The 24,842-nt window shown below is 47.5% G+C and carries 33 protein-coding genes; 19 read left to right on the forward strand and 14 right to left on the reverse strand.

The features are described 5' to 3' along the window. The 5 genes from QUB77_RS08535 to QUB77_RS08555 all read left to right on the forward strand — a co-directional run. Positions 1-84 (forward strand): photosystem II protein D1 (locus tag QUB77_RS08535; RefSeq protein WP_333164242.1); only part of this gene is annotated, 84 nt, incomplete at its 5' end. 814 nt (positions 85-898) lie between these two features. After that, positions 899-1,126, forward strand: a complete 228-nt coding sequence (locus QUB77_RS08540) for a hypothetical protein (protein WP_333171321.1) — start codon at positions 899-901, stop codon at positions 1,124-1,126. A 266-nt stretch (positions 1,127-1,392) separates the two neighbouring features. Then, positions 1,393-1,983, forward strand: a complete 591-nt coding sequence (locus QUB77_RS08545) for a tyrosine-type recombinase/integrase (protein WP_333171324.1) — start codon at positions 1,393-1,395, stop codon at positions 1,981-1,983. Between the two features lie 131 nt (positions 1,984-2,114). After that, complete coding sequence (locus QUB77_RS08550; RefSeq protein WP_333171326.1) at positions 2,115-2,450, forward strand: hypothetical protein; 336 nt, start codon at positions 2,115-2,117, stop codon at positions 2,448-2,450. Continuing rightward, a complete protein-coding gene (locus tag QUB77_RS08555) occupies positions 2,408-3,025 on the forward strand; it encodes a hypothetical protein (protein ID WP_333171328.1) in 618 nt (205 codons plus the stop codon). Before QUB77_RS08550 ends, QUB77_RS08555 begins: the two co-directional genes overlap by 43 nt. Before the next feature lie 66 nt (positions 3,026-3,091). On the opposite strand, the gene QUB77_RS08560 is transcribed toward QUB77_RS08555, so the two are convergent. From QUB77_RS08560 to QUB77_RS08585, 6 genes are read right to left on the reverse strand one after another with little or no spacing between them, the layout of a single operon-like run. Further along, a complete protein-coding gene (locus QUB77_RS08560; protein WP_333171331.1) occupies positions 3,092-3,937 on the reverse strand; it encodes a hypothetical protein in 846 nt (281 codons plus the stop codon). A gap of 17 nt (positions 3,938-3,954) precedes the next feature. Further along, positions 3,955-4,896 carry a hypothetical protein gene (locus QUB77_RS08565; RefSeq protein ID WP_333171334.1) on the reverse strand — a complete coding sequence of 314 codons (942 nt, stop codon included), beginning with the start codon at positions 4,894-4,896 and terminating at the stop codon, positions 3,955-3,957. Next, positions 4,893-5,156, reverse strand: coding sequence for a hypothetical protein (locus QUB77_RS08570; protein ID WP_333171336.1), 264 nt, complete (start codon positions 5,154-5,156; stop codon positions 4,893-4,895). Before QUB77_RS08570 ends, QUB77_RS08565 begins: the two co-directional genes overlap by 4 nt. Beyond that, positions 5,149-6,843, reverse strand: a complete 1,695-nt coding sequence (locus QUB77_RS08575) for a hypothetical protein (RefSeq protein ID WP_333171339.1) — start codon at positions 6,841-6,843, stop codon at positions 5,149-5,151. The genes QUB77_RS08570 and QUB77_RS08575 overlap by 8 nt, the downstream gene beginning before the upstream one ends. Positions 6,844-6,846: 3 nt before the next feature. Further along, positions 6,847-8,238, reverse strand: coding sequence for a hypothetical protein (locus tag QUB77_RS08580; protein ID WP_333322902.1), 1,392 nt, complete (start codon positions 8,236-8,238; stop codon positions 6,847-6,849). A 12-nt stretch (positions 8,239-8,250) separates the two neighbouring features. Beyond that, complete coding sequence (locus QUB77_RS08585) at positions 8,251-8,742, reverse strand: hypothetical protein (protein ID WP_333171345.1); 492 nt, start codon at positions 8,740-8,742, stop codon at positions 8,251-8,253. Positions 8,743-8,925: 183 nt separating this feature from the next. Between QUB77_RS08585 and QUB77_RS08590 the strand changes: the two genes are divergently transcribed. The 6 genes from QUB77_RS08590 to QUB77_RS08615 all read left to right on the forward strand — a co-directional run bounded on the left by QUB77_RS08590 (position 8,926) and on the right by QUB77_RS08615 (position 11,131). After that, positions 8,926-9,168, forward strand: coding sequence for a hypothetical protein (locus QUB77_RS08590; RefSeq protein ID WP_333171347.1), 243 nt, complete (start codon positions 8,926-8,928; stop codon positions 9,166-9,168). 71 nt (positions 9,169-9,239) lie between these two features. Further along, positions 9,240-9,806: a hypothetical protein gene (locus QUB77_RS08595; RefSeq protein WP_333171350.1), complete on the forward strand. Its 567-nt coding sequence runs from the start codon at positions 9,240-9,242 to the stop codon at positions 9,804-9,806. After that, a complete protein-coding gene (locus tag QUB77_RS08600) occupies positions 9,806-10,138 on the forward strand; it encodes a hypothetical protein (protein ID WP_333171353.1) in 333 nt (110 codons plus the stop codon). Before QUB77_RS08595 ends, QUB77_RS08600 begins: the two co-directional genes overlap by 1 nt. Positions 10,139-10,141: 3 nt before the next feature. Then, positions 10,142-10,423 carry a hypothetical protein gene (locus tag QUB77_RS08605; protein ID WP_333171355.1) on the forward strand — a complete coding sequence of 94 codons (282 nt, stop codon included), beginning with the start codon at positions 10,142-10,144 and terminating at the stop codon, positions 10,421-10,423. After that, positions 10,404-10,622, forward strand: coding sequence for a hypothetical protein (locus tag QUB77_RS08610; protein WP_333171358.1), 219 nt, complete (start codon positions 10,404-10,406; stop codon positions 10,620-10,622). Before QUB77_RS08605 ends, QUB77_RS08610 begins: the two co-directional genes overlap by 20 nt. Then, on the forward strand, positions 10,622-11,131 hold the full coding sequence (locus tag QUB77_RS08615) for a C39 family peptidase (RefSeq protein WP_333322904.1): 510 nt from the start codon (positions 10,622-10,624) through the stop codon (positions 11,129-11,131). The genes QUB77_RS08610 and QUB77_RS08615 overlap by 1 nt, the downstream gene beginning before the upstream one ends. On the opposite strand, the gene QUB77_RS08620 is transcribed toward QUB77_RS08615, so the two are convergent. Further along, entirely contained in the window at positions 11,118-11,798 is a 681-nt protein-coding gene (locus tag QUB77_RS08620) for a hypothetical protein (protein ID WP_333322906.1), read from the reverse strand. The two genes, QUB77_RS08615 and QUB77_RS08620, sit on opposite strands and share 14 nt — an antisense overlap. A gap of 89 nt (positions 11,799-11,887) precedes the next feature. Then, positions 11,888-12,241, reverse strand: a complete 354-nt coding sequence (locus QUB77_RS08625; RefSeq protein WP_333322908.1) for a helix-turn-helix transcriptional regulator — start codon at positions 12,239-12,241, stop codon at positions 11,888-11,890. Positions 12,242-12,445: 204 nt separating this feature from the next. On the opposite strand from QUB77_RS08625, the gene QUB77_RS08630 reads away from it, so the two are divergent. The 5 genes from QUB77_RS08630 (at position 12,446) to QUB77_RS08650 (ending at position 16,701) form a co-directional block, all read left to right on the forward strand. Further along, entirely contained in the window at positions 12,446-13,285 is an 840-nt protein-coding gene (locus tag QUB77_RS08630) for a hypothetical protein (protein WP_333322910.1), read from the forward strand. Positions 13,286-13,375: 90 nt separating this feature from the next. Then, the gene (locus tag QUB77_RS08635) at positions 13,376-13,873 is read left to right on the forward strand and encodes a hypothetical protein (protein ID WP_333171368.1); all 498 of its coding nucleotides are present in this window, start codon (positions 13,376-13,378) and stop codon (positions 13,871-13,873) included. Positions 13,874-14,030: 157 nt separating this feature from the next. Continuing rightward, positions 14,031-14,339 (forward strand): hypothetical protein, encoded by a 309-nt coding sequence (locus tag QUB77_RS08640; RefSeq protein WP_333171370.1) that lies wholly within the window; start codon positions 14,031-14,033, stop codon positions 14,337-14,339. Between the two features lie 269 nt (positions 14,340-14,608). Next, positions 14,609-15,841, forward strand: a complete 1,233-nt coding sequence (locus QUB77_RS08645) for an IS110 family transposase (protein ID WP_333171373.1) — start codon at positions 14,609-14,611, stop codon at positions 15,839-15,841. Between the two features lie 74 nt (positions 15,842-15,915). Continuing rightward, entirely contained in the window at positions 15,916-16,701 is a 786-nt protein-coding gene (locus tag QUB77_RS08650) for a GerMN domain-containing protein (RefSeq protein WP_333171374.1), read from the forward strand. A gap of 115 nt (positions 16,702-16,816) precedes the next feature. On the opposite strand, the gene QUB77_RS08655 is transcribed toward QUB77_RS08650, so the two are convergent. The 3 genes from QUB77_RS08655 to efp form a co-directional block, all read right to left on the reverse strand. Next, the gene (locus tag QUB77_RS08655) at positions 16,817-17,209 is read right to left on the reverse strand and encodes an ArsR/SmtB family transcription factor (protein ID WP_006631662.1); all 393 of its coding nucleotides are present in this window, start codon (positions 17,207-17,209) and stop codon (positions 16,817-16,819) included. A gap of 30 nt (positions 17,210-17,239) precedes the next feature. Then, entirely contained in the window at positions 17,240-17,794 is a 555-nt protein-coding gene (gene accB / locus QUB77_RS08660; protein ID WP_333171377.1) for an acetyl-CoA carboxylase biotin carboxyl carrier protein, read from the reverse strand. Positions 17,795-17,993: 199 nt separating this feature from the next. Next, positions 17,994-18,551, reverse strand: coding sequence for an elongation factor P (gene efp / locus QUB77_RS08665; protein WP_041622404.1), 558 nt, complete (start codon positions 18,549-18,551; stop codon positions 17,994-17,996). 439 nt (positions 18,552-18,990) lie between these two features. Between efp and QUB77_RS08670 the strand changes: the two genes are divergently transcribed. The 3 genes from QUB77_RS08670 to thiL all read left to right on the forward strand — a co-directional run bounded on the left by QUB77_RS08670 (position 18,991) and on the right by thiL (position 21,960). Then, positions 18,991-20,115, forward strand: coding sequence for a peptidylprolyl isomerase (locus QUB77_RS08670; protein WP_333171379.1), 1,125 nt, complete (start codon positions 18,991-18,993; stop codon positions 20,113-20,115). 262 nt (positions 20,116-20,377) lie between these two features. Then, positions 20,378-20,692: a hypothetical protein gene (locus tag QUB77_RS08675; RefSeq protein WP_333171382.1), complete on the forward strand. Its 315-nt coding sequence runs from the start codon at positions 20,378-20,380 to the stop codon at positions 20,690-20,692. Positions 20,693-20,844: 152 nt separating this feature from the next. Continuing rightward, the gene (gene thiL / locus QUB77_RS08680; protein ID WP_333171384.1) at positions 20,845-21,960 is read left to right on the forward strand and encodes a thiamine-phosphate kinase; all 1,116 of its coding nucleotides are present in this window, start codon (positions 20,845-20,847) and stop codon (positions 21,958-21,960) included. 88 nt (positions 21,961-22,048) lie between these two features. On the opposite strand, the gene QUB77_RS08685 is transcribed toward thiL, so the two are convergent. From QUB77_RS08685 to QUB77_RS08695, 3 genes are all read right to left on the reverse strand, one after another. Continuing rightward, on the reverse strand, positions 22,049-22,687 hold the full coding sequence (locus QUB77_RS08685) for a hypothetical protein (RefSeq protein ID WP_333171386.1): 639 nt from the start codon (positions 22,685-22,687) through the stop codon (positions 22,049-22,051). Between the two features lie 156 nt (positions 22,688-22,843). Beyond that, a complete protein-coding gene (locus tag QUB77_RS08690; protein ID WP_333171733.1) occupies positions 22,844-24,016 on the reverse strand; it encodes a cysteine desulfurase family protein in 1,173 nt (390 codons plus the stop codon). 251 nt (positions 24,017-24,267) lie between these two features. Beyond that, entirely contained in the window at positions 24,268-24,672 is a 405-nt protein-coding gene (locus tag QUB77_RS08695) for a DUF7682 family zinc-binding protein (protein ID WP_333171388.1), read from the reverse strand. Positions 24,673-24,842: the final 170 nt, after the last annotated feature.

Consider the following 24,842-nt stretch of genomic DNA (forward strand, 5'->3'; position numbering starts at 1 on the left):
CGTAATGCTCACAACTTCCCGCTTGATTTGGCTGCTGGTGAAACAACTCCCGTAGCTTTGGTTGCTCCTTCTATCAACGGCTAAGTTTTAGCAATTGATTGACAAATAGCGCTCCTAGAAATAGGGGCGCTTTTTGTTTGGGGAAAAATTTTAGAGACCGGCTTCTATCCGTTAAATCGCTTAAATCCGTTACCCCCCTTACCTCCGTTACATCTCTCCGTTGTCTTCCTTTTTCCTTTTTACTTATTTTTTCTTCCTTTATTCTTTAATTTTTTATGATTACTATAGAATATAGCCACTAGGCCGATCGAGATACTGTAAGCAACCCCACGCCTAAAGGCGGAGGCTTTTAATACGGTCCGGCTGTTTGAGCGGGATTGAATCGAGAGCTTACCTTACCAGCCTCAGTCTTTACTGACTACGTTTTTTGAGTCACGATACCGGGGAATGCGACGCTAGTTCGTCGCTCTATCGCTAGTCGTTAAACATCTGTACAAGGGTTAAGGACATGCGACTAGCTTAACAAGCTCTTAAAACATTGGCGAAGCGAACATTACCCGAAAGGGAAATTGAGGCAACCATACCTCACTGGAGAGGCAACCCGACCTCTCCAACCCCAAAAGGGGATTTTTAATGCGACTGAAGTCGCTGCCACTGTCCTCCCCATGCCTAAAGTCAGGGGCTTCTCGCTCGTTTTTCGGTGACATACTCCAAGGGCTAAATCTTATATTATGGTCTAGGATTCCAATAGTCGGATTTAGAATATGTTGGGCTTGCTATAAAGTGTTCGCTAGCAGCAATGCAATTGTGTCAATTCCCGAATCTAACCATAGACAAATGTAGCTGATCAGGAGTCGCTCCTCACCATGCCAAGCGCTCTATCTGTAAGGAGTCCCCAATGCTAAAACAGAAGCGCAAGTCGAAGAAACTACAGCAGCTAGATGATTGCATTCCAGTTCCTTACGAACCAGCAGCGCTCAGAAGAAGGCCTCGCCACATGACTAAAGAGGAATGGGAAATATATAAACCTCGCCCCGGTTCCGTAATGTGGAATATGTTGGCAGCGGCAGAGGGTGTAACTGAGCACCGCCCGCACGACATCTCCCATTGTCCAAAACCGCGCTAAATGCCAGAATGGATACAAGCATCCGATTCGCTTGAGTCCGCTTAAAGGCGATCGCCCGATCGCCCCCAGGACTCACCCCCCAAAACTCCCCAGGGCTTGCCCGTTACAGCTTTTAAAACCTTGTTATTCCAGCACTTCCAACACTTCCAACACTTCCAACACACGCTACTGATGTTAGACTCTACAAAATGTGTGTTAAGCAGACAAAGACAGTAGCAAACAACGCATTTATAAGGCTTTAGAGAGCGAGGATCGAGACGGTTTTTATGGTGAATTGCAGAGTAGGCAGACCGACTAACGATTCCTTAAGGGATAGGGAATACTTGCTAGAATCCGAGATAACGCGCTTGATTGCGACGGCAAAGGGCAACAAAGACACTTTTCTTGCTACTCGTAATCATCTCATTATACTGCTAAGTTATCGCCACGGGTTGAGAATTAGCGAATTAACGGGGTTGAAGTGGGAACAAATAGAACTGGAAGAAGCTCGCCTTCACGTTAAAAGGCTTAAGGGTAGCAACTCGGGAGTTCACCCGATGCAGTCCGATGAATGCCGTCTCGCTGCGAAACTCCGAAAAAATCAGCCAACCAAATCCCCGTGGATGTTCACCAGCGCGACCGGGTTAGCACTAACCCGCGACGGCGTAGCAAAAGCACTGGGGGCGATCGCACTAGCGGCCAAGCTTGAAATAAAGTTTCACCATCATATGCTCCGGCACAGTTGCGGCTACGCGCTTGCGGCAAAAGGCTGTGATACACGGTTGATACAGGAATATTTAGGGCACAGGTCGATCGAGCATACTGTTGGATATACGGCGCTTGACCCGTCGCGGTTTGAGAACCTATGGGAAAAATAAGGCAAATCGCCCGTGATACAGAATCAACCGCCCGGAGTTTTCTGTCTTATAAAAAGTTCGATCGCACTTTTTATCTTTGTGCGCTTGCCATCGGCATATTAATCGGTATGTTACTCCCGAGGTGAGAACGAATGCTGTACAAGGGATACTCGATCGAGATTTGGAAGTCTGAATGGATAGGCAAACGAATTAGCGGTCTTTGGTACTGTCTCAATGGTTACTCTTACCGCGAGATTGACAAGTGGGCGACAAAGTACAAGTATGTGGCGCTAGTGGACGAGATTAACACGCAACGATCACAAGAGATTTGGGGCGGATCTACGCCACTGATTGCGCTCGACTTGGCAAAGTTCAGCATTGACTTAAACCTTGCTAACTATGAGCGATGGGACGTTGAAGAGCGATTTAGGAGATACAATCAAAAATGTTTAAAACAGCGTTTAGAAAAGCTATCCGTAAATACTTAAACACTACTTTTCCCAGCGAGGCAAACCGCGCCAAAGTCGAAATAGAGCAACTCGTTAATAATTCGACAAATTCCCACACCGCGCGACAGATTAAGGAAGTTTTGGCAGAGTTTGGAATGCTGACGGGATGGCTAGAAAATCACTTTACCCCCGGCAGTTTCTACACCGATCGCGGTTGGGTGTTTGGATGGTATTACCCGGAACAGGTGCAAGCGCTGCGCTTACCTCTCAAACTCTCGAGAACCTACTTTAAGGGAACCTTTAGAGAAATAGAAGTTATAGAAAACCGCGACGGGTTCCACGTTGCCGAGCCTTTACCGTTCATTGACGGGTTCCCCGTCCAGATTCCACCGGGAAAAGCTCACTTGTTCGCACGTTATCAGTGGGCGGCTGCATTGCCGATTCAATGGCATCGCACTGCTGACGGCTATATAGTAGATCGCTCGATTGCGGCCTGCGGATTTTTCGAGGCTTGGAAGTGGTGGCCCGCTGCCGCAAAATATTACGCGAAATACCCCCCGTCACAGTTGCCAGAGTATCCCGAGTTTAGCTGTGAATCAGTTTGCGATTTTTAAGATCGAGTCGGGAGAATGTCGAAAAGTGCGATCGCCCGATCGGCTGCATCCGATCGCACTTGGCGGCTAACCCTTCTCTAAACACTTGCGAATAATCGCCTGCACGTCTGTGGGTTTGTAACCAAGCTGTATTTTTTGGCCGGTGTCGGTCTGCCTGTTTAGTTCCCGGTTGTGTTGAGCGAGCTTGCTGTTGAAAATCATAAACCAGGCTGGATAAACTTTAACCCGCACTTTTTGTGATCGCACTTCTTCACCGTGCACGAGTCGCAAAACACGAGACTTGCTCAACTCTGCGGCTCGCTCTACAATCTCGGTCGCCGCGTTTTTCGAGTTTGCGTAAGCCTTCATCTGGCCGCCTTTGCCAATTTTTGCATCAGTAGTTTTATCACCCATCAGCGCGACGGCATAGTGGCCGCCGTAGGTGTAACCGTTCTCGCCGCCGGCTGCTGCCAAAATATTGTCCCAAGTGCATTTTCCCCGGTGGATATTAGGGATAGTCAAGAACGGTCGCGGCGCTTGCTTGCCTGCGAGCTTCTTTACTAACTTTGTTGGTTCATAGGGGCGAGTGCCAGACAATCGCCAATGAATTTGTACCGACACTGGCGCGACGTGCTGTTCTACATACTCGCCGTAGGGATATCCAACAATTTGCGCTAAGTCGGCGCGCTGAAGTTCTGCTCTGATTAGCTGTTGAATAGCAGGCAAAAGACTTGCTTGCAGTGCGATAAACGGCTGCGAGCCAGAAATTAACAACTTGATCGGCTCGCTGTCTTTGTCTAGCGTCAACTCGTAAACGTCAAAGTGGCTCTGCTCCGATGGTTTACGATCCGATTGTCCGGCGACGCGCGTTATTGTCACATCACTTTTAGCAAGGATGCGGGCAATTTTTGCCTCGGTTCTCTCGTCAGCCATTACCTACATCTCACTTGCTAACTGTAAACCACGAACCGACGAATGACGGCTTCTTTTGTACCGCCGCCGAAACCTTCGAGAACTCCTTCTAAAAAGTTCCCCAGGGCCGGATTACCTTCTTCGATTTTCTCTGTAAATTCCCGCACTTTCTCGCTTAAAATTAGCGGCTTACCAGTTCCCCAGGACTCGATCATTTTGTCTACCCACGGTATGCCGGATCGAATGTTCTGCTTGGCCCACTTCCTAAAATTGATAAATCCCGCAGTGAATAAAGTTTGCCGCGCCAACTTAAATATCGCCCAGCCGACGGTGCTGAGTTCTTGCAGTATTTCCTCGCCCGTCTCGCTTTCATCCTCCAATACCAAGAACATAGTTCGCATGGCATTGCGATCGACTCGAAGCTTTGGCAGTTTGTCGCCGCCAACAATGAAATTTATCAGCGATCGCCCGAGTGATTCGCCCGCTACTTCGGCAAACCTGACAAAGCCCTGGTTTAGTTCCTTTAACAACTGATCGTCTGACTTGTTAAAGTCAAAATTGTAAATTGTTTCCCCCGCAGATACCGCACCCGTAACCAGCGACGGCATAATTCCAGCTAAAGTTATGCCGCCAATCGTGCCAGCACCAGCGACCGCACTGACAATCGCCGCCACACCCCCCGCAACAGCCCCCACAACCAGGCCGCCGATGAGTACAACAGCAACAGCACCGGCCGTCACGGCGATCGGATCTTCTTTTAACCAACTTTTAAAAATATTCCAGTCGCCGCGAGCGATCGCGCCAAACATTTCTTTTGCCCCGTTAACCATGTTACTCAACAGGCTTTTGACATTGAGCAAACCCCGCGAGAGTATACTCCCGATTTGACTTCCTATCCCTTGAAACCAAGTTCCCAGCTTGACACCGAGAGTAATTGCAAGGCTTGAGTTTTCAACTGTAACGCCGGCCGGTGGGTTCATCGTCTTACATCCCGTCTTACATTGGTGATTTTTTTGAGCTTCTTATTTTTGGGTTCCGGCAATTTCGGCGAGGTGATGGAATTTGCAAAGTCTTGTTCCCATTCGCTTATATAATCATCCATATTCCCGACACCGACAGCCTTTAAAAGGTTAATCCGATCGAGCGCGCGCTCGCGCCGAAATTGTCTTACATCGTCTTTGACTTGACGAGCAAGAAATACCTTGATATCTGCCTGAGTGATTGCCGATTGTTTAACCATTGCTTTGCGGGGGTAAGTTTGATTCTATCCTTTGTAAAATATCCAAAATAGTCTCGGCCCGAGGGTGAATCGCAACGGTTTTTATCTTGTTGATTTTGGTCTGCAAGAATTCGGGCAACAACTTTTCTGTCGTTTCATCTTCATTTAAATCTAGTTGTCGCTCGTTACCGTCGCCAAATCCTTTCCCTATTTTGACAAAGCAATTGTAAGGAGTCTGCACGGACTCGACTTTTGGCATTAGAGTTAAGCCCAGACAGTCGAGAATTGCGTCTAGTCTGATAAGCGCATCGGCAACACCAACCATAGTTTGAGTTGCTGCAAATCCGTTACGAATGTCCATATTTGTCGATACATTGCCGTCGTCTTTTACCTCCATTAGTGCTTCCGATACGGCAGAAGCCCAGCCCGTCGCATTGAGATATCTCGTTTTCACTTCTTGGTCGCCAGCCTTTGCCGCGTCCGCGTCCTTGATGGCGACGCGCGGCTCAAATATTAAACCGTGCGCGAGCATCCTAAACAAGCATTGCAAAACTTCATAGACATTTTTTGCCTTCGTAACGCTCGCAGGGTCGCATTCTGGAGCCATAAAAGTATTAGACACCGGAAACCCATCTTTTAGCAATCGCTCGATAGCCCAAGCTTCTTTAATGTCTTCTAAGTGGTCTAAAATTTCTTCGCAACAATCGTTCATTGGTGGCTTATTTCCTGTGGGTAAAAGTGGGCCTGCTGGTTTTTGCTCGCCAATCGGTATGATTCTATTTATTATGTTTTTTGTTGCTCGCGGTTGCCCTCCTGAGAATGGCTGGTTTGCTAAAATAACCCATTTTGCAATAGCTCGCGCCGACCCAAAACACACAAAACCATTAACTAAGCCACCAAGCGCCGGAGGATAAGGGCCCTCTTTGTGTTGTGAAGTGGCAGTTCCTTGACCAAAAGGAGTTTGTCGGAACGAAACGCCGTCGCTTTGTATGTAAGAGCTGTTCGCTCCGACATTAGAGAAATAGTTATAACTAGACGACGAATCAACAAAACCGTTATTTATCCAGCGGGTATCTTCTCCTTTGTTTTTAAAGGTAAGATAAACGGGAATTGTCCACGATTGATAATAATACGGCGCTACTACAATCTCAGGCAACTCGTCACATTTGACCTCGGCTATTCCTTCATAAATGGTATACCCTCGTTTGTCGTTTTCTATATAGTTAGGGTTGGGCCAGTTGTAAACAATACTGTAGTGGTATTGTCCGACCAATACATAAGCATCTGCTGTACTTGTTACGGTTGCAGGATCGATGCCAATTTTGGGATCTGGTGGTGGTGGCTCTGGCGGTTCTGGCGGTTCTGGCAACTTACAACCTGGATCGGGATAACTTCTTTGAGCGACAATTTGACCGAAAATAGATTTAGTTTCGGTAACAATGCAATCTCTTGCCTCTACATCTACCGCGAACCCTCCGATGCCGATATGAATAGTACCGCCCTCCCGTCCCCACGTTACCTCTTGCCCTGCAATGCCGAGGCTGATGGCTCCCCCGTAATCGCTTGTTGCTCCGATCGAGGCAATTCCTAAGTTGATATTAATTCCCACTTCCTCTGGGTTTACGGTAATCGTACTTTCACTTGACCTTCCTATGCGTCGAGTGATAGTTACTTGCTGTTCTTCAGTATTGAATTCAATTTTGCCCATAATTTAATTGGTGTAAATCAACAAAACTGTAAAAGGTTTGGATAAAATATTGGCAGAATTGTTAAGTTTATTTCTGATACTTACCCCGCTAATGCTAAAAGTCCAATCGAATTCATACCCCGCGACGTTCGCAAAACCAGGCCCCACATAAGAAGTATCGCTATAGCTAACTATAACGTCGCAACTAACTATTTTCGCGCCGTCTATCCCGTGCGATATTGCTATGTTTTCTCCTTGCCCGGGGGCGGTAGTTCCTTGAAGCCTTTTGACTCTAATAGCAGCGTCACCGCCTAGTTTAGTAAAACCTGGCAAATTAAGATTGTTTGCCGCGTCGGTGGTTAATATAGTAGATACAACCCTGTTGTAAGCATCGTTTAACCTCCGCATGGTTATAGTTCCCGCATTGCTCAATTCTAAGTCTACAAGCTTAGAATTTACAGGCGCGCTGCTTGCACTTAGCGATAGATAAGAATTTGCACCCGTAGCGAATAAAGTCGCAGCAGTACGCGCCGAATAACCCGTCAAACTACCGACTCCGGTAATCACAATTTCTTTCAAAAAGTTAACTAGCTGCGAGAATGTCTTGTTGCCGTTAATTGTCACGTCCTTAGTTGAGGATACAAAAGCCGCGGCCTCTTGCCAAGTGCGATCGCCTCTGAGCAAATATTCAGATTGTCCCGCAGCAGCACCCGGCACTAATCCGGTCGTACCGGCGGCGGTTGCTGTCGCGGCTCCGAAGGGTTGCAGCAGAGTTTCAAGTGTTGCCATCCGAATTTTTAACTGTTCTGTCTCGTTATTTTTTTTTAACTCTTCGATCGGGTTTACGTCCAGCCCGATAGAACCGTGAACTGTTACTCGGTCGCCGGTTTGGGGAAGTGTACTATTCGAGGCGGGGTCAGCGATAAATTGAATTCCGATCTGGGTGGCACGACCGGGAACGAAGACATCTTTTTGATTGAGGTAAGGCAGAAGTTTAAGGGTATTGACTCTGTTTCCCGAATTTTGAATCACTTCTGTGTTTCGCCAAACCCAAGCGGCCGCGGACGAACTTCGAGTAAACATCAGCATTTGACACTTGGGAAACTTAGACTCTAGCGACTGCATCTCTACAACCTTGTCTTTCATTGATGAAGTTCGCTTCAAATCTGGCGCGGGGGTTTGATTCCCGAGCGACGGCAAATAGTAAGTGATTGCCAAGCTGTCGATAAACGCGGCAACCCCGATGTTTTGCCACAGTAAGTGCTGAGTCTGCGCTGCTGGAAGTCCTAAAGATGCGATGTATGCAGCCAGCGCGACCTTAGCTGGAGCGGCAAGAACGTCAACATCGAAAACTACTTGGATCGAGTTGTCATTTTTTAGAAGGTCGATCGACGATTCAAATGTATAGTCAGCCATTCCCGTATATTCTCACAATAGATAAGTCGCGGCATTGATAGAGATTCCCGTCGCGGTCGTTGATTTGGTGTACGGGACGGTAAAACTACCGCTGAGTGTGTTGCGGTTTAAGTTAATAGAGGCTGTGATGTTTTGAGTTTTTTGCGGGTTTTTGCTCAAGTCGTTTTGCAAGGTCATCAACCTAGAAACAACTTGGATAAAATAGTTAATCGCTAGCGGCGCGGTAAAAGTTCCCCCGGTTCCAGGTGTAAAAGTTCCTGTTGGGAAACTTCCAGTATCGGGGTCGCCAGTAAAAACTAGATTCAATGGGTCGTTGAATTTTATCGGGACGTTGAAGTTTCCGGTAAAAATTAAAGTGTCTGAATCGTAAGAGCCGGCGAAAAAATTTGTTGTGTTTCCTGCTGCTGCTTCCAGAGATTGAAAGTATTCAATTAATTGCAGAAATTGACCCTCTAATGTGGTTGCGCCGATTGTTGCGCCACCTCCGGCTGTAATTGCTGTCACGTTTTGAACTCGACTTTTTGACTTTTCTTACCTATTAAATACTACTTTAATCTGGTGCCAAAAACAGACTTGTAGAACCTTAATGTTCTACAAATCTTCAAGATAAAAATATTTTATCAAAACCCTTGCACAGTAAGGGATTCAAGAGTTAGAGTTAATAGATAGTTTCAATCCCTAAAAAATATGACAGCTTTAGTCAATACCTCGATCACTTCCACAACTGTAGAAGATGCTTTGCTCGAAATTTTGCGCCGTGTTGCAGACTTGCAAGCGTCGGCCGCAACAAACCCAAACAACAGGACAGTTATCACAACTTTTACCCAGAATGAATTGACCGGAGTTTACACAGTTGGGCTGACTATTCCTTCGGCTGTGACTATGGGTGCAGATGGAATTGTCTCTAATGCGACAGAATTATTTACTTAATTCTTAATTTGATGTTTGGTTGGTTGCTGCCCTCGCAGCAGCAATAAATACTATTATCATTAGGAGGAACGATGGCGGTAATTACCCAGGAACAGGCTACACAGACAACACAAGAGCTAACAGCAAAGCCAAGGATTCAAAGTCGTGTTGTGCAGGCTTTTGTAGAGCCGGGTGTATATGTTGAGTTTACAGTTAGAGAGGATTTTTACAATTTTTTTGAAGTGGTGCCGGTACTTCCACAATCAGCCGATAAAGCGATATCAAAGTATAAGCCGCCGAGCACTGCAACAACTCCGAGGCCTCCGAGTAACAAAGGTAACGGCGTAACCTACCGAAACAAATCGAGAAAGCTCGCTGGCAAAAAAATCAAATTCCCAGTTAAAGGTGCGGACGCTCCCCCGGTCAATAGCAAAAATGCAGCCAAAAAGAAAAAGACAATGACGATTCGGGTGCCTTCGATCATGTCGGCTGCTGCGATCGCGATTTGGGTAAATACTGCGTTTTCATCGGCAACCAAGCGGCCGAGCTCATTCACCCTAGAATCTGGAACAGAAATTGGTATCGATCCGAATTTCACAGACCCCACACAGTTGAAGCCGATGAGTTCAATCAAGGGTAAATCTGAAGTTACCGCATAATGTGGAATTCGATTTTTACAGGGCAGTTTCAGCGGGCGGTAGATTGGCAGGTCGAGCCGGTCTATCTTCCGGTGAACTTGACCTGGCCTGCGGTTCGAGTTCGAGTGTCTTCGACAACTGCACCGATTTCTTGGCGCGTGGCGGGGGAGCTGGTGCAGATTTTCGATCCGTTTGGCGGATTGGATGTAGAGGGCGGTTCCGTTACTTTGCCGCTTAATGCTTGTAAAATAATTCGCTTTCCTGAGATTGAGAGTGAAGAGTATTATTCGCTTAAATTCTATCCAAAACGGTGGATAGAGTCTTATGAAATTCAAATAGATCATTTTGCATAAGTAATGAAAACAAGTGTTGAGTTTATCCCTAGCCTTGTTTCGGCTGTAGAATTTATTATTGGCATTATCCTGCTATGGAGGGTCAGCCGGGATGTGTTGCGAATCCTCTCGACTCTGCACAGAAGAATGACAGTTTTAAAAGCTCTTCTTATTGGTTTGCGGGGAGAACTTCGCGATGTACAAAAATTTTTAAATATGCAGCACGGCTATCATGCGCGCGGAACTGTTAACGAAATCGAAGAAGACTTGCTGAAAGAATACAACAATGAAAACACCGGATTCTAATAAATTAGTGTCTATGCTTATTGATGTTTGGTCTTACAGAATGATTATCGGTTCGCTGTGTGCTATTTCGACATCTGTAACCGTTGGCGGTATCTCGCTTGCAGCGCAAGAGAAAAAAATACCCGAACAGTTGATTTATTTGGCGACAGGCTGCAATGGCGCGCTAATTGGACTTCTAGCACCAACACCTAAAAGCTGATGGAAAAATTATTAAACGTTCGACACTTTAGCCAGTTAGATAATCGGCATCACCCCAGCGGAACGTGCAATTTAACCTGTGTGGCGATGTGCCTCGACTACTTCAAAGTGAGGCCGAAACAGCCGGGGAAACAACTTGAAGATGAACTCTTTGAGTATGTGTACAGCAAGAAGTTAAGCCGACACTCGCCCGAAGATTTGGCAAAAGTTGTCCGAGCTTACGGGTGCAAGGATAGGTTTACTTGGTACGCGACAATCGAAGAGGTGATCGCATGGATTGATCAGGGGAACCCGTGTATTTTGCATGGGATGTTTACCCGCAGCGGTCACATCGTAGTTGCTCGCGGCTACAAGCCCGGTAAGCTGATCGTCAATGACCCCAACGGCGAATACTTCCGCAACGGTTATGACATCACCGCCAGCGGCGCGGGCTTGGAGTACAGTTTCGGACTAATTCAAGAAACTTGCGCGTATGACGGTGAGTTTTGGGTTCACTTTATTTCGGCGTAGCAGTCCGGCCGCTCCAACTGCGGATACGATCGCAAATCTCGACTGCTGGAACTCCGGCGGTCGCAAGTTCCATCACTTCGGCCGCTCGCTGTTGTGCCAGACTATTCCCGGTATTTCCGCCGGGAATGTGAACGGATTTAGTTTTGGTTCCGGCACGGTAGACAAATCGGAAATACTCGCCGCCCCTAGCTGTACCTTTGGGGCGGTAAGTCGATACCGACTTTGTTGCAGAATCAATTTCACCGGGGATGGGTTCTGATTCTGCAACAAGTGGCGCGGACCCTGATTCTGCAACAAGTATGATCGGCTGACTTGTTGCAGAATCAATTTCACCGGGGATGGGTTCTGATTCTGCAACAAGTGCGATCGGCTGACTTGTTGCAGAATCACCGGGGACGGGTTCTGATTCTGCAACAAGTACGATCGGCGGCACAGTTTTGGTAAAGTCCTCCGGGTGCAAATATGCCCAACTTTCCGATCGCTCGCTCCAAAATTTAACACTGCCGTTTGTCGGGTGCGCCCCCTCGACTTGCACACTCTCGCCTTTTTTCCAGTAAGGGGCCGTAACTGTTTTGCGCTGCAGCTTCACCCAGTCACCGGGTTCTATCAAACTTTCGGGTGTGTCAAGCGGTTGGAGGCTGTCAAAGATTGATAATTGTCTCTGCATAGTGTTAAGGGGTTGCAGTTTGTGGTGCTACACATAAACAAGACTTTTATGGAAAAAGTATTTATGTGTAGCTGTATTTTGGGAGCGCGTCAGTTTTCCCGATCGCGCATCCGCCTCATCGTTTCAAAGTCCGCTGGTAAATCTGCTACTCTCTCAATCCCCAAATCGGCCGCAATTGCCTTGAGTTCGATCAGGCTGTAGTCACCGGGGATATCCCTTACGTCTACGCGCATCGCTTTAGCTAGGGCTTTCAGCGACACTCCTAACTGACCGGCGACTAAGGCAGCATTGTCAAACCGGGGGATTTTTTTACCAGCAACCCAAGTGTTTACAGTCACTTCGGCAATGTTGATGTCCCGGCTCAATTGGCGCTGACTTGTGCGTGCTGCCTCAATCAGGTTTTTCAATGTCTCTTCGTTCTCGTTACCTGTGTTTGGATTCATCTTACTATAGAATCCATGCTTTAGTATTGACAGGTCAAATTATCTATACTAAAGTATGGGTGGGTAGATACAACAAAGGGATTCGGCTTAGCCGCTTGGATAATTGGTTTAGCTAAATCTCTGCGTTAAATCTCCCATAGATTGCACTGCATACCCAGAATTGGGTAGGGCGGGTTTACTCTCGCCCTTTTTTTTCTCAAAACTATGGAACTGCATTTTTACACCCGCGAACTATTGGACAAGCATTTGCTGCCGGAACTCAAGGAAATTGCACGGAGCATCGGCATCGTCCCAGATGGCAACAAGACCCGGCGCGAAACTTGGGTTGTCGCGCTCACTGGTCAACCCTTCCCCATCTTTCAAACCCTGGAGCCGATCGCATATTGCGACAATCAGCCGATTGAAACTCCCCCCGGTGTCGAAAATATTCAAGCCCAGGAGCCGATCGAAACCAGCATCGACGCTGAAAAAACCCAAGACCCGATCGCACTTTCCGACCTAGACGCAGCACTCGCCGAAATTGCACGGCTGCGCGCTGAGAATGCGGAATTGTTGCAGCAAGTGCGATCGCACAAACAGACAATTACCGAAGCAAAGGACATTACCCCGGTGCAGCGGTGCAGCTTTATCCGCGTGCTCAAACTCGCGCGCGCCGCTTGTTTGGACTTATCTAAATCCATCACCGGGGGATGGGTTTTAAGTCTTGGAACTTTGCAGCGGACTTTCAAGAGTCTTTATGAAATCTGGCGTTTGCTAGTCGTTGGCGAGTGGAATCTGTCGGACTTGTTCAATCCCCCGGAAAAAGTTCCGACACCTTCGCCGGATGCCTTCAGCCATAACCGAGTAGTTGACTGGTTTGCAGCACTGGGTAAAGTCGGTCTGGAATCCGAACCGCTAGAAGCGGCCCAATCTAGGCGATCGGCTGGCAGGTTTGCGGCCATCCCCTTCGCTGAGGATGAACTCATCGACAGTTACGCGCTCGGTTTCGCCGGTGCGGGGTCGAGCGGCCGTTCTCCCCCAGATGGAGGTGATGCCATGCTGTAACTCGCACCCGTCCATATTTGCTGCATTATTCGCTTCTTTGCGCGATCGCCTTCGAGCTAGGCGATCGCTTCCTATACCCTATTAGCCAAAATGGAACATCCAAACATCTACACGTTTAAACACTCGGAATTGCCGCCGATGACCGATGGAATTGAATCGGAAATAAAGGACATCGAACGCGAAATAGGAAACACGATCCAAAAGTTTGAGGGTCATTACCGCGCGCTGTCTGCATTCGCCGAAACTTTGGCGGGTTCGCTGAACGACTGCGAAGAGAAGATGCACTGCATCCGCATCATTCCCGATGGCGGCGAGCCCGAACTGCTGCCAAAGGCGATCGAATTGACCGACCTGCCTTTGACTGAAAAGCAATTGATAGTATCGACTGCCTTAACTTCCTCAGTAGCGATCGAGATGCTAGCAGAAATTCTTGATGCCGATTTTCGAGACGCTGCCTTTCAAGTTAGAACTATAAGTCAAGGAAAGTTTAGGGAGATGTCATCAGAAGAAATTGAACAAACCGTTCAAAAACTAGCCGAAGCATTGCGCGACAACCCCGAAGGCGGAATATTTGCAGTAGAAATCTAAAATCCAAAATCCAAAAACTAAAAGCGATCGAGGTTCGACGTTCGATCGCTTTTACGGGTCGCCTTGTTGAAAATCAAATTGACTTAAACCAATGATACCCCAACAAACCGATAAATTGTCAATTATTTCTGATTAGACAACATCCAACAACAACGTCATGGAATATACCAATAAAAGCAGTCGCACGGTTTTACGACTTCTCAAGACGGCGAGCGTAATATTGGAGGATGAATACAGCAAGGCAAGATTTGAACACACATTCCACATCCTTAAAATCGCAAAAACACGCGGACTTTTAGGAACACACAAGCCTATTGATGACTGCCTCGATAATTCTATCAATTGTGCTAATGACTTGCTCCGAACCCCTAATCTTGAGGAAATGGAAATAAGCGATATAAATAAGAGCGAAGAAGCAATTTATGTCTATGTCGCCCTCGTTGCGATCGGCTTAATTCCCGCCTGATGATGGCTGTCTCCCTAACAGTCGAAATTCCCCTTTTAGAGGGGGATAGCGGGCAAGGGTTGCGACCTCGCATTAATTCTAGTTCTTCAGTAAGGAGGTGGACAGTCAAAAACTGTCCCGAAATTCTCGTGGGAGCAATGATTTAAGCGCAAACGCGCGGTGGATTCCAACCCCACTGCGCGATAAATCTCCTAAGCCCCTGTGCGGATATGGGTGTAATGCCCTTGGGTGATTCGTGGGTTATGTAAGAGGTTTTTAGGTAGGAAACAATGTTAAAGGTAATAGGAATTGATGTGTCCGCGCACCGCGTGGATGTCGTTTTGCTTGAAAATTTTCCAACAATTGCGCTCAGAGACTTTTATTTATCGCCCGAATTCGAGCAATTTCACTCGGTTTATAAAGTGACGGAACTCGACTTGCTAATTGAAAAAGTGAAAGATTCGCCGGCCGTAGCGATACTCGAAGGAACCGGCACTTACTCTTACTACTGGCGCAAGCACCTTAAAAAAAACGGAATTTTTGTGCTCACAGCGGATCAGGGTATGGTCAAATCGACTCGCCGCTCGCTCGGCGGCACAGACAACAAAGACGATCCGTTTGACGCGCTCGTGCTCTGCGAGGTTTACCGCCGCCACTACCTCGATATTTACGATCGCAGGTTTTGGGTGAAAGAGCTCGATCCGAAAATTGAGCGGATGCGGCGCGCGCTGCTGGACTTAAAATCCACGACGCGCAAGCAAACAAGCTTTATCAACTCTATCAAAGGCCGCCTTGCCTGGGAATATCCAGCGCGGGTGACGGTCAAATCGCAGAGACCGAACGGTTCGCTCGAACCGGGAAAGCCGCCTGCATTTTGGGCGTGGCTCGCCGAGCGCGGGGATTTTTTATCGAAAAACATCCTCTCGCGATTTGAAAACCACTACCAGAAAGAGCAAAAGTGCGATCGGGCGAACGTGTCCGAAATGACGCGGCAATTTGCAGCGGCGGTCTGCGACCTGCACGACACCGAAGCGGCGATCGAGCTGAGACTGACTAATATTTTGACTGATACCGACTTCGATCCTTATCACCGGGTATTCGATCGGTTTGCCTTCGGATACCGCGAGCGCGGCTGGATTCTCTCAAGGATTTACCCGTTTGATGACTTTCTCTGCCTGCCAAAGAAGCGAGCACTTCGCCGGTTTCGGCAAGCTTGCGGCCTTGGCAAAATAGAGAAATCTAGCGGCCAAGTACGAGCCGGTGGCGGTGGCGGCAAGTGGACGGGATGCGCGAATACGCGATCGACTCTGTGGACTTACATCAACTGTCGGATTGAACCGCAGAAACTCAAAGGACAGTCTTACACAACTGTGCAGCTCGAGCTGCGGGAATATTTCGTGGGCCGCGCCTTTGAAACTGATGGAACTAAAAAGCGCGGCGGTCGGCTGGCAGATGCTCGAAACGCTAGCTGCCGGAAACTAGCAGACCTAGTTTTCCGGGAACTTTACAATGAGGTAAGGTAACGAGATGATAGGCGATCGCTCCCCGGTCGCTTTTTACTAAATCAAACTTTCAAAGTGTGCGGAGAATTTGTATTATGAAAGATGGACCAGAAGTACGCCGCGTCTCCACCGCAGTGATGGCCGGTGTTTGCGGGTTAGCTTTAGTGGCGGGAGGGGGCATTGCTTGGTGGACGGCGAACCGTTCGCCAACCCCCGCAGATACGCAGTCTTCGGCTCAAACTACCGCTCCACCGCTGTCCCCAATTCCTGCGGAATCCCCTGCTGTAGTTATCCCCGTACCCCCTCCTAATCCTGTACAACTGCCTACAGCTCAGACGCCTACAGCTCAGACGCCTAACGCTCAGACGCCTAACGCTCAGACGCCTAACGCTCAGACGCCTAACGCTCTGGTGCCAAAGTCCTCGCAGCCAAAGCCTTTGCCGCAGACTGATGTCCAGACAGTCCAAGTCTACTGGGTTAAAGATGCCAGCGGTAAATTTGAGGGAGTTCCTACGAAAGTAGCTGTCAAACAAGCTGACAAGCCTGATGCAGCTTTACAAGCTGCTTTTAACAGTTTGTTGGCTGGGCCGAAGGATGGAACTGTTTCTAGCGAAATTCCGAAGGGGACAAAACTCAGGGGTTTGAGTGTTAAGAATGACGGAGTTTATGTGGATTTGTCGGCAGAATTTACGTCCGGGGGAGGCAGCACCTCAATGACTAGCCGGTTAGGGCAAGTTATCTATACGGCTACGAGTTTAAAACCGAATACCAAGGTTTGGATTTCGGTGGAAGGCAAGCCTTTAGAACTTTTAGGTGGCGAAGGTTTGGAGGTGGCTCAGCCGAGTACCCGCCAAAGTTTTGACCAAAATTTTCCCCTTTAGTAATTATGAGTCATTAGTTACAAGTGATTAGTCATCGGTCTCAGGGCCGAGAATAGGAATTGATAACTGATGACTCATGACAGAGGATTGAGGATTGAGGACGGGCAACAAATTTTCAGTGCTTCGTAGTTAGGCTAAATGCCCGAAAGTGTAGGGCTTGCTGTTCGATCCGGCTGGCAAGCCGATCGCACACCATATTACACAGCTCAAAAATTAACTCGTCCTGCACCTTATAATAAGCTGAAGTCCCTTCACTCCGGCGAGTGAGGATACCAGCTTGGAGCATGAGTTTTAGGTGCTTAGAAACATTGGCTTGACTGGTTTGAGTAGCTTCCACCAATTCTTGCACGCATTTTTCGCCGTCGCGAAGCAAGTTCAAAATTCGTAAACGCATCGGTTCGCTCAAAATACTGAAATACTCAGCAACTTGTTGCACAACCTCTTGCGGGACAGGCTGGGATGACTTCATCAAACTCACCGGAGAGAAGTGATCGGGAAATATTAGCATTTATTCTGTCCATAACAATAAAGTAATCCTTTAATCCGGATTAATTCGCATCAACACTTGACCGTATTCGACAGGTTCGCCATTTTGAACTAAAATTTCCATCACTTGACCGGAGACTTCATCAGCATCGATCTCGTTCATCAGCTTCATCGCTTCGATAATACAGACTGTCTGATTGACCTTGATGCGATCGCCCACATTGACAAAAGGCGGCTCGTCGGGAGCCGCAGCGCGATAAAAGGTTCCTACCATCGGCGAGATAATTGGCACCCATTTCGTATCGACAGAAGCAGGTACGGCAGCAGGTACGGCCACAGGGGCGACGGGTACAGGGGCTGCCAGATCCGCTAAATTTTGGTCAACAGCAGGAGGTGACGCTAATGGGGGGCTAGCAACAGTGGCCAACGCGCTTGGAGCGACAGTCGCCACAGCAGCAGGGAGCGCAGCAGAGGTGGCTGGTGAACTTGCCAGACTGCCTTTGCGTACTGTCAGTTCAATATCCCCACTTTTTAAAGTCAGTTCCGAAATGCCAGTTTTGTCCAATACAGTTAGCAAGTCACAAAGCTGGTTTAAGTCTAGTTGCACAGCAGATTCAAGGGTAATTGAGAATTGAAAATTGAGAATTGAAAATTGAAAATTCAGAATCAGGCGAAGCTAGGAGCATCAACGACTTTGGGGGCAAAAGGGATAGTTTTTAAGCTGTGAGCAATGAGTATTGAATTTGCACTTCTTTAACTCATAACTCAGAACTAAAAACTAAAAACTCCCTTTTCCTTCCTCGTTTCTACTCTCGGCCGAGGTACTTGTCTTCACGAGTATCAATCCGAATCCGTTCTCCAATGGAAATAAATAGAGGCACCATAACCTGAGCTCCGGTGGAGACGATCGCGGGTTTGCTGCCACCGGTGGCAGTATCTCCTTTGACTCCGGGATCGGTTTGCAGCACTTCCAAGACGACAGAGTTGGGCAGTTCCACTTCCATGATTTGGTCGTTCCAGCGCAGGATGCTGACTTCCATCCCTTCACTGAGGTACTTGACTCGATCGCCTATTTGCTTAGCATTGAGGCGACTTTCCTCGTAAGTTTCCATATCCATAAAGACGAAATCGTCGCCCTCTTTATAGGTATGCTGCATCACACTCTTTTCCAGGTTGGCTTGAGGCATAGTCTCGCCCGCCCGGAAGGTTTGTTCTACTACGTTTCCGGTTTGGACGTTTTTTAATTTTGTCCGCACGAAAGCCGAGCCTTTTCCTGGCTTGACGTGGAGGAATTCGATAACCCGCCACACGCCGTTATTCCATTCAATTGAAACACCTGGTCGAAAGTCGTTACTGGAGATCATATAAATTTTTGTGGGCAATCCCGTCGCCTTGAGGCACGGGGGAACTACAGTCAGTCGATTTTAGATTTTAGATTTTAGATTTTAGATTTACTCCACAGATGAATTTGGGAGATTGAACCTTGGTCTAAAATTTTGATCTCTCCACGACAGGAGTCTGGGGATTGTATCCGTTTTTGAGCGGGTCAGGTTAAAGCTGCAGTCTAGCTGACGGCATCAAAAAGCAATTGGCATTTTATTTTACCGTTCAAAGGGAGCAAGTGCTTTACTGAAATGTGAATGGCAGTGGGCAGTGGGCTGTTGACTGTTGACTGTTGACTGTTGACTGTTGTTAGTGGGCAACTCCCTCCCGGACCGAACGAACAGACACTTTAGATGGGTAGCAGCAAAGGCGGGCGGGCAGCGCTGTGGGAAGATAATAGAGGCAATAAAAGTTAAAGTTATGTTGCATTGGCCTAATTTCTCGATCGATACGTGCAAGCGCTGGGTCAAAACCGTCGCTTTAGCGCTCTTGCTGTTCACTCTCTCCCTGAGTTTCAGTGCAGTCTCCCATGCCAAACGCCCCAGCAGCAGTATGCCTGCAGGGAATGCGATTACGGACGGCCGGGCGCTGCTGCGCTTTGCTTTACCTATTGACAATCAGACGGTGCGAGAGTTGCAAATCAGTCTCGAAGACATTGGCAACCACATACGGTCTAAACGTTGGGGGCCCATTAGCAGTGATGTCAGCAAGGCTTCCAGGATTCTCAACCTTCGGGAATCTGACCTTTTAGAGAGTATTCCCGACGCCAAAAAGCCGGAAGCTGAGGCGCTAGTTGCAGGAGTCAAGGAGAAAGTTGCTCAACTGGAAAAGGCTGTTGAGTCTAAAGACAGGGACAAAGTGATTGACTTGAAAGCCACAATCCTAGGTTCGGTAGGCGAACTCGAAGAGTTGATGGTGACAAAGTTTCCGTTTGAAGTGCCTGCCAAGTATGCTAATCTGCCTCAACTGAAAGGGCGCGCTACTGTGGCGGTACAAACTGATAAAGGGGAAATTACTGTTGTGGTTGACGGTTACAGCGCCCCGGTTACTGCTGGTAATTTTGTGGATTTAGTCGATCAAGGTTTTTATGACGGTTTGCCGTTTATTCGATCGGAAGAATCCTACGTTTTGCAAACCGGAGACCCCGAAGGCAAGGAAGAGGGTTTTATTGACCCAGCTACTGGCAAATACCGGAATGTTCCGCTAGAAGTGCTCGTCAGGGAGGAAAAAGAACCTATTTACGGGATTACTCTAGAAGATGCGGGGCGTTATCGCGACGAACCTGTTTTGCCTTTTTCTGCTTTCGGTACAGTGGCAATGGCCCGTACAGAAACTGACCCTGATAGCGCTTCTTCTCAGTTTTTCTTTTTCCTGTTTGAACCTGAACTCACTCCCGCTGGCCTGAATCTGTTGGACGGCCGCTATGCTGTTTTTGGTTACATGATTGAAGGAAAAGAAGTTTTGGAGCAACTGAAGCAGGGAGACAAGATTGTATCTGCTAAGGTAGTTAAAGGAAGCGAAAATTTGGTGCGACCTCAAGTTTAATTAATGACGGCGATTGAAATCGCTGCTTGTCAAAAGTGACGGCGAGTGAAATCGCTTTTACACAAACAAAGCCCGCACATTCGACAAGCTCAGTGAACACCTGTGCGGGCTGAAAAAATCAATAGTGACTGCGATTGAAATCGTTTCTGGAGGGTGAAGGAGATTGAAATCGCTTCTGCACAGATAAATCCCGTCTCAGCGGGCTGGAAGAAGAGATAATTTTTATAGTTTCGTTATTGAAATTAGGAATTAAATCGAGAATATGGCTATTTTACAATTTTTATTGGTAATAGGATTGGGCGGATTCACAGGATTGTTGATTATAAAAAATGTGAATGAAAGTAAGCAAAAGCAGCGGTTGGATGAGGCTTTTTATCAGTTGTTGGAAACTCAAAACAGCCAAATTTCGTTGATTCAACTGGCAGCTAATGCTAGGGTTGAGGCTGAAGTTGCTCAGCAGTATTTAAGTCGGCAAGTTAAGATTTTTTCGGCGATTTTAGAGGTAGATGATGAAGGGGATACTTTTTATAGGTTTCCTAGGTTGCGCTTGCCGCCGAGTTCCGGTAAGGAATGGTAATGCAGTTGGCAGTTGACAGTTGACAGTTGACAGTTGTTTAGAAATTACGCACCAATAACTTGCTACAGGTAAGACACCTGTTTCATAATACATTGAGTTTATTGTACGATGGGCATTTTGCCCGTCCGCATCTCACTAAAAAATCCTTTTTAATGCTGATTAAAGATATAGGTGAACAAGGCCTTTTAAGAATATTACAAAAATTCTGCCCCGCAGAGATAGTTGGTGATGATTGCGCTGTCATGCCTACAACTCCCAACCAATCTCTCGCTATCACTACAGATATGTTGGTGGATGGAGTGCATTTTAGCGATCGCACTACGGGGCCTTATTACGCAGGATGGCGCGCCGCAGCAGCGAATTTGTCGGATCTGGCTGCGATGGGAGCAAAGCCTCTGGCGGTGACTGTAGCCCTCGCTGTGGCGGCGGATACGGCTGTGGAGTGGGTTGAAGAGTTTTATCGGGGGATGACGGCTTGCTTGCAAGAATATGATACGCCGATCGTCGGTGGCGATGTTGTGCGATCGCCCGTGGTGACGGTGGCGATTACGGCTTTTGGGGAGGTTGAGTGCGATCGTACCATTCGTCGGTCAAATGCGCGATCGGGCTGGGCGATTGTCGCGACTGGGGTTCACGGAGCCTCCCGCGCGGGATTAGAATTGCTGTTAAATCCCGAATTCGGGCAAAATCTGGAAAAGGTCGATCGGGCTTCTTTAATTCTCGCTCACCAGCGCCCTAAACCGAGACTTGATGTTTTGCCGGTTGTTTGGGAAATACTAGGTTCCAAAGGCGCGATGGAACCCCCCCTTAGCAAGGGGGGGAAGCAAGATTTCAATTCTCCCCCCCTTAGCAAGGGGCCGGGGGGGGTTAATTCCCCAATTGCTAAGGGGGGGCCGGGGGCGGTTCAATCCTCAATTGCAATCGCCGGAATGGACAGCAGCGACGGTTTAGCTGATGCGATTATTCAAATTTGTCGGGCTAGCGGTGTTGGCGCAAAAGTCGATCGCACGAAAATACAAATTCCCGATATTTTCAGCGAAATCGTATCAACCGAAAAAGCTTTAGATTGGGCATTATACGGCGGCGAAGATTTCGAGTTAGTGCTGTTTTTGCCGATGGCGAATGCTGAGTTATTGGTGGAAAAAATAGGAAATGGAGCCGCGATTGTGGGAATTGCTACCGACAGCACCGATATGTGGTTAACTGACAGCAGCGGTATTTATCGTGATACTGTATTAAAGCTCGATCGAGGATTTCAACACTTCTGAATTATCTCGCTTGTCCGCATAGGCGGACTTGTTTGTGTAGACGCGGTTTCAACCACCGGGTTTTTGCCCGTTACAGATTTTCCGCCAGCTAACCATTGATTCTGTTCTTGTAGGCAGTAGCCAGATTATTTTGGGTTTGCGTCCATTTTTCACTACCGGGTTCGCGATTATTTAAAACTATTTGATAACCTGTAATGGCAATTTCAATATTATTCGATCTATTCCCACGGGGAAAGTCACTAAGATGAATACTCAAATTTTCAAGAAGACCGATAATTGAGCTAATTGTTTCTGAGTTTTCGCCTGCAATTAACTTCTGCGCCACTTGCTGTAAAGTCTCTGCCAAAGTGGCATTAAGGAGATGTTGTCGCTCTTCCAGCATGGGGTAAATTACTGCTATATCCCCGTTGCTATCTTGTTCTGCTTGCAATAATTCTAGGAAAAAATTTGCATACTCTTGAAAATTTTCACTGACCGAGTTATTGCTATCTCCGTCATCGTTCATCTCGATGAGTGGCGCTAGGTAACTGGCTAGATGTCGGAGAAAATTAGCGCCATTTTCCCCTCCTTGTTCTGCTAAGGTTGATGCTACTAATTCGCACGTTTCCAGAAATCCGCGATCGAGTAATTCTGAGTTATCCTGTAATATTTGCGGTTCGTCTCCTTTGGGGGCATTCAGCAGGGTGTGAATTAATTGCAGATAGGCTTGGGCGCGGGTTTCGTCCATTGTGGGGAGTTGTGAATAACACCGGGATTTATTTTATCATGATTGGGGGTGGGTTTTGAGGTTTGGTTCTGATTTTTTATGATTTTGGCCGCAGATGTGGGCGGATGTACGCGGATGGACGCGGATAAATACGGTTATGTGGGTTTGCAGTTAATCTTAACGTCTAGATAATGCTACCTTTGGCATTAGTCTATCCAAAATCTGCTCGATCGCAATTACTGTCCAATCAATATCCGCTTCTGTGGTTTCTCGTCCCAGACTCAAGCGAATTCCGCCAACTGCCAGAGTTTTGCTATATCCCATTGCCAATAAAATAGGACTGGGAGTTATTTTGCCACTGTTACAAGCAGAACCAGAACTAATCCCTATTCCTGCTAAATTTAGCTGTCTTACTAAAGTTTTGCCTGTCACTTTCCCTGTGTCGCCGTCGGGAGAAACAATGCAAAAACTGACGTGGTGCGGGAGTCGGAAATATCGATCGCCAGTTGGTACTAAACTGGGTACGTGGGATAATCGGTCAAAAAGTCGATCGCGCAATGCAATTAACCTCGGCGTTTCCACATCTATTTCCTGCAATGCTAACTCCGCCGCCACCCCAAAACCGACGATAGCGGGCAGTGCTTGCGTCCCTGAACGCAGTTTCAACTCTTGTCCGCCCCCGCCGAACATTGGCACTAATTCGAGTCCTGGACGCACGTAAAGCGCGCCTGCACCTTGCGGCCCGTAAAGTTTGTGGCTGGAAACCGAAAGCAAGTCTACGGGCAGTTTCTGCACGTCAACTTGCAGCTTGCCGGCAACTTGAACTGCATCGGTGTGAAATATGATATTGCGATCGCGCGCAATTTGTCCTAATGCCTCAATTGGTTGCAGCGTGCCAACTTCGCTTTGTCCGTAAATGATTGAAATTAAAACTGTATTCGATCGCAGCGACTCTTGCAAATCCAAAGGGTGAATGCGCCCAAATTTATCCACTGGTAGGCGCGTCACTTCCCATCCCAACTGTTCGAGTTGTCGCGCCGGTTCTGCTACTGCGGAGTGCTCTACGCTGGAGATAATAATATGCTGCGGCTTTGTATAAAGACGCGCAATTCCCATAATTGCCAAATTATCCGCTTCAGTGCCGCCACTGGTAAAAATCATCGATTCCGGTAGCGCGTTAATCAAGCTAGCAACCTGCATTCTTGCTAATTCTAAAGCTGTCGCCGCCCTTTGTCCCCACTCGTGCAAACTGGAAGGATTGCCCCACTGCTGAGTCAGGGCTTTTTGCATGGCATCAATAGCTTCTGGGCGTGTCGGCGTTGTAGCACTATAGTCGAGGTAAATTTGCATGGCTTTAATTAAATGACGAACTAATAATGAATGACTACCTAATGAATAAGGCACTTATCCTAAAGGCATAAATGATTATTGACTGATGACTCATGATTGTTAAATTATGACTGATCGCAACCGCCAATTACCAACTAATAACGGCCAAGCCAACTCACAACTGTCAAATCCCAACTCCCAAGAGTCAACTGTCAACTCCCAACCCTTCTCTCTTGCAAGCTGTCAACTGCCAACTGTCAACTGTCAACTGACTAATGACTTCCCGGTTTGCAGACGTTGTAATCTTCGTGCGACAAAACTTTTTGGGGAATTAAGAAAGTGCCGCAATCTTCACAAAGCATTCTGTAGTTGCGAGTTACAGGAATACTGATTATCAAACGGTTGTGACGCAGGCGTTTGCCGCCGAAATCTCTGTAATTCTTATTTTCGCTTAAAGCTGCTATAATTGCGCGGGCTTTAGTAACTACGTGGTCGGGCAGACCTCTGAGATCGATGATATCTCTAGCAAATGATGCTTCCCTCTCTTGTTTTTTGGTTTGTTTTTGTGTCAGGACTTCAATGTAATGCTGCTGCGCCACCAACTCTTGCGTGCAGCGATGGCACGCTTTACCATATCCTTTGTGACCGCACGGAAAAATTCTTTTTCTTTTAGCCATAAAGCAGCGGTATAGGGTTTGACCCACGCCCCTGAATGCTGCTACCCTACCAGTGATGCTTCCGGCATCGAGGCAGTTCTACAAGACGCAAAATCTATTCCCTTGCATAAATTTAATAGGTTGTAACTTTACTCGATCCAATAGCTTTGAACTTTGGGAAGGCTAATAAC

The organism is Microcoleus sp. AT9b-C3 (assembly GCF_036705485.1).
Lineage (GTDB): Bacteria > Cyanobacteriota > Cyanobacteriia > Cyanobacteriales > Microcoleaceae > Microcoleus.

Coding starts and splice junctions, on each gene's coding strand:
- QUB77_RS08540 (WP_333171321.1), top strand. CDS start 899: ATGCTAAAACAGAAGCGCAAGTCGAAGAAACTACAGCAGCTAGATGAT.
- QUB77_RS08545 (WP_333171324.1), top strand. CDS start 1,393: ATGGTGAATTGCAGAGTAGGCAGACCGACTAACGATTCCTTAAGGGAT.
- QUB77_RS08550 (WP_333171326.1), top strand. CDS start 2,115: ATGCTGTACAAGGGATACTCGATCGAGATTTGGAAGTCTGAATGGATA.
- QUB77_RS08555 (WP_333171328.1), top strand. CDS start 2,408: ATGTTTAAAACAGCGTTTAGAAAAGCTATCCGTAAATACTTAAACACT.
- QUB77_RS08560 (WP_333171331.1), bottom strand. CDS start 3,937: ATGGCTGACGAGAGAACCGAGGCAAAAATTGCCCGCATCCTTGCTAAA.
- QUB77_RS08565 (WP_333171334.1), bottom strand. CDS start 4,896: ATGAACCCACCGGCCGGCGTTACAGTTGAAAACTCAAGCCTTGCAATT.
- QUB77_RS08570 (WP_333171336.1), bottom strand. CDS start 5,156: ATGGTTAAACAATCGGCAATCACTCAGGCAGATATCAAGGTATTTCTT.
- QUB77_RS08575 (WP_333171339.1), bottom strand. CDS start 6,843: ATGGGCAAAATTGAATTCAATACTGAAGAACAGCAAGTAACTATCACT.
- QUB77_RS08580 (WP_333322902.1), bottom strand. CDS start 8,238: ATGGCTGACTATACATTTGAATCGTCGATCGACCTTCTAAAAAATGAC.
- QUB77_RS08590 (WP_333171347.1), top strand. CDS start 8,926: ATGACAGCTTTAGTCAATACCTCGATCACTTCCACAACTGTAGAAGAT.
- QUB77_RS08595 (WP_333171350.1), top strand. CDS start 9,240: ATGGCGGTAATTACCCAGGAACAGGCTACACAGACAACACAAGAGCTA.
- QUB77_RS08600 (WP_333171353.1), top strand. CDS start 9,806: ATGTGGAATTCGATTTTTACAGGGCAGTTTCAGCGGGCGGTAGATTGG.
- QUB77_RS08605 (WP_333171355.1), top strand. CDS start 10,142: ATGAAAACAAGTGTTGAGTTTATCCCTAGCCTTGTTTCGGCTGTAGAA.
- QUB77_RS08610 (WP_333171358.1), top strand. CDS start 10,404: ATGAAAACACCGGATTCTAATAAATTAGTGTCTATGCTTATTGATGTT.
- QUB77_RS08615 (WP_333322904.1), top strand. CDS start 10,622: ATGGAAAAATTATTAAACGTTCGACACTTTAGCCAGTTAGATAATCGG.
- QUB77_RS08620 (WP_333322906.1), bottom strand. CDS start 11,798: ATGCAGAGACAATTATCAATCTTTGACAGCCTCCAACCGCTTGACACA.
- QUB77_RS08625 (WP_333322908.1), bottom strand. CDS start 12,241: ATGAATCCAAACACAGGTAACGAGAACGAAGAGACATTGAAAAACCTG.
- QUB77_RS08630 (WP_333322910.1), top strand. CDS start 12,446: ATGGAACTGCATTTTTACACCCGCGAACTATTGGACAAGCATTTGCTG.
- QUB77_RS08635 (WP_333171368.1), top strand. CDS start 13,376: ATGGAACATCCAAACATCTACACGTTTAAACACTCGGAATTGCCGCCG.
- QUB77_RS08640 (WP_333171370.1), top strand. CDS start 14,031: ATGGAATATACCAATAAAAGCAGTCGCACGGTTTTACGACTTCTCAAG.
- QUB77_RS08645 (WP_333171373.1), top strand. CDS start 14,609: ATGTTAAAGGTAATAGGAATTGATGTGTCCGCGCACCGCGTGGATGTC.
- QUB77_RS08650 (WP_333171374.1), top strand. CDS start 15,916: ATGAAAGATGGACCAGAAGTACGCCGCGTCTCCACCGCAGTGATGGCC.
- QUB77_RS08655 (WP_006631662.1), bottom strand. CDS start 17,209: ATGCTAATATTTCCCGATCACTTCTCTCCGGTGAGTTTGATGAAGTCA.
- efp (WP_041622404.1), bottom strand. CDS start 18,551: ATGATCTCCAGTAACGACTTTCGACCAGGTGTTTCAATTGAATGGAAT.
- QUB77_RS08670 (WP_333171379.1), top strand. CDS start 18,991: ATGTTGCATTGGCCTAATTTCTCGATCGATACGTGCAAGCGCTGGGTC.
- QUB77_RS08675 (WP_333171382.1), top strand. CDS start 20,378: ATGGCTATTTTACAATTTTTATTGGTAATAGGATTGGGCGGATTCACA.
- thiL (WP_333171384.1), top strand. CDS start 20,845: ATGCTGATTAAAGATATAGGTGAACAAGGCCTTTTAAGAATATTACAA.
- QUB77_RS08685 (WP_333171386.1), bottom strand. CDS start 22,687: ATGGACGAAACCCGCGCCCAAGCCTATCTGCAATTAATTCACACCCTG.
- QUB77_RS08690 (WP_333171733.1), bottom strand. CDS start 24,016: ATGCAAATTTACCTCGACTATAGTGCTACAACGCCGACACGCCCAGAA.
- QUB77_RS08695 (WP_333171388.1), bottom strand. CDS start 24,672: ATGGCTAAAAGAAAAAGAATTTTTCCGTGCGGTCACAAAGGATATGGT.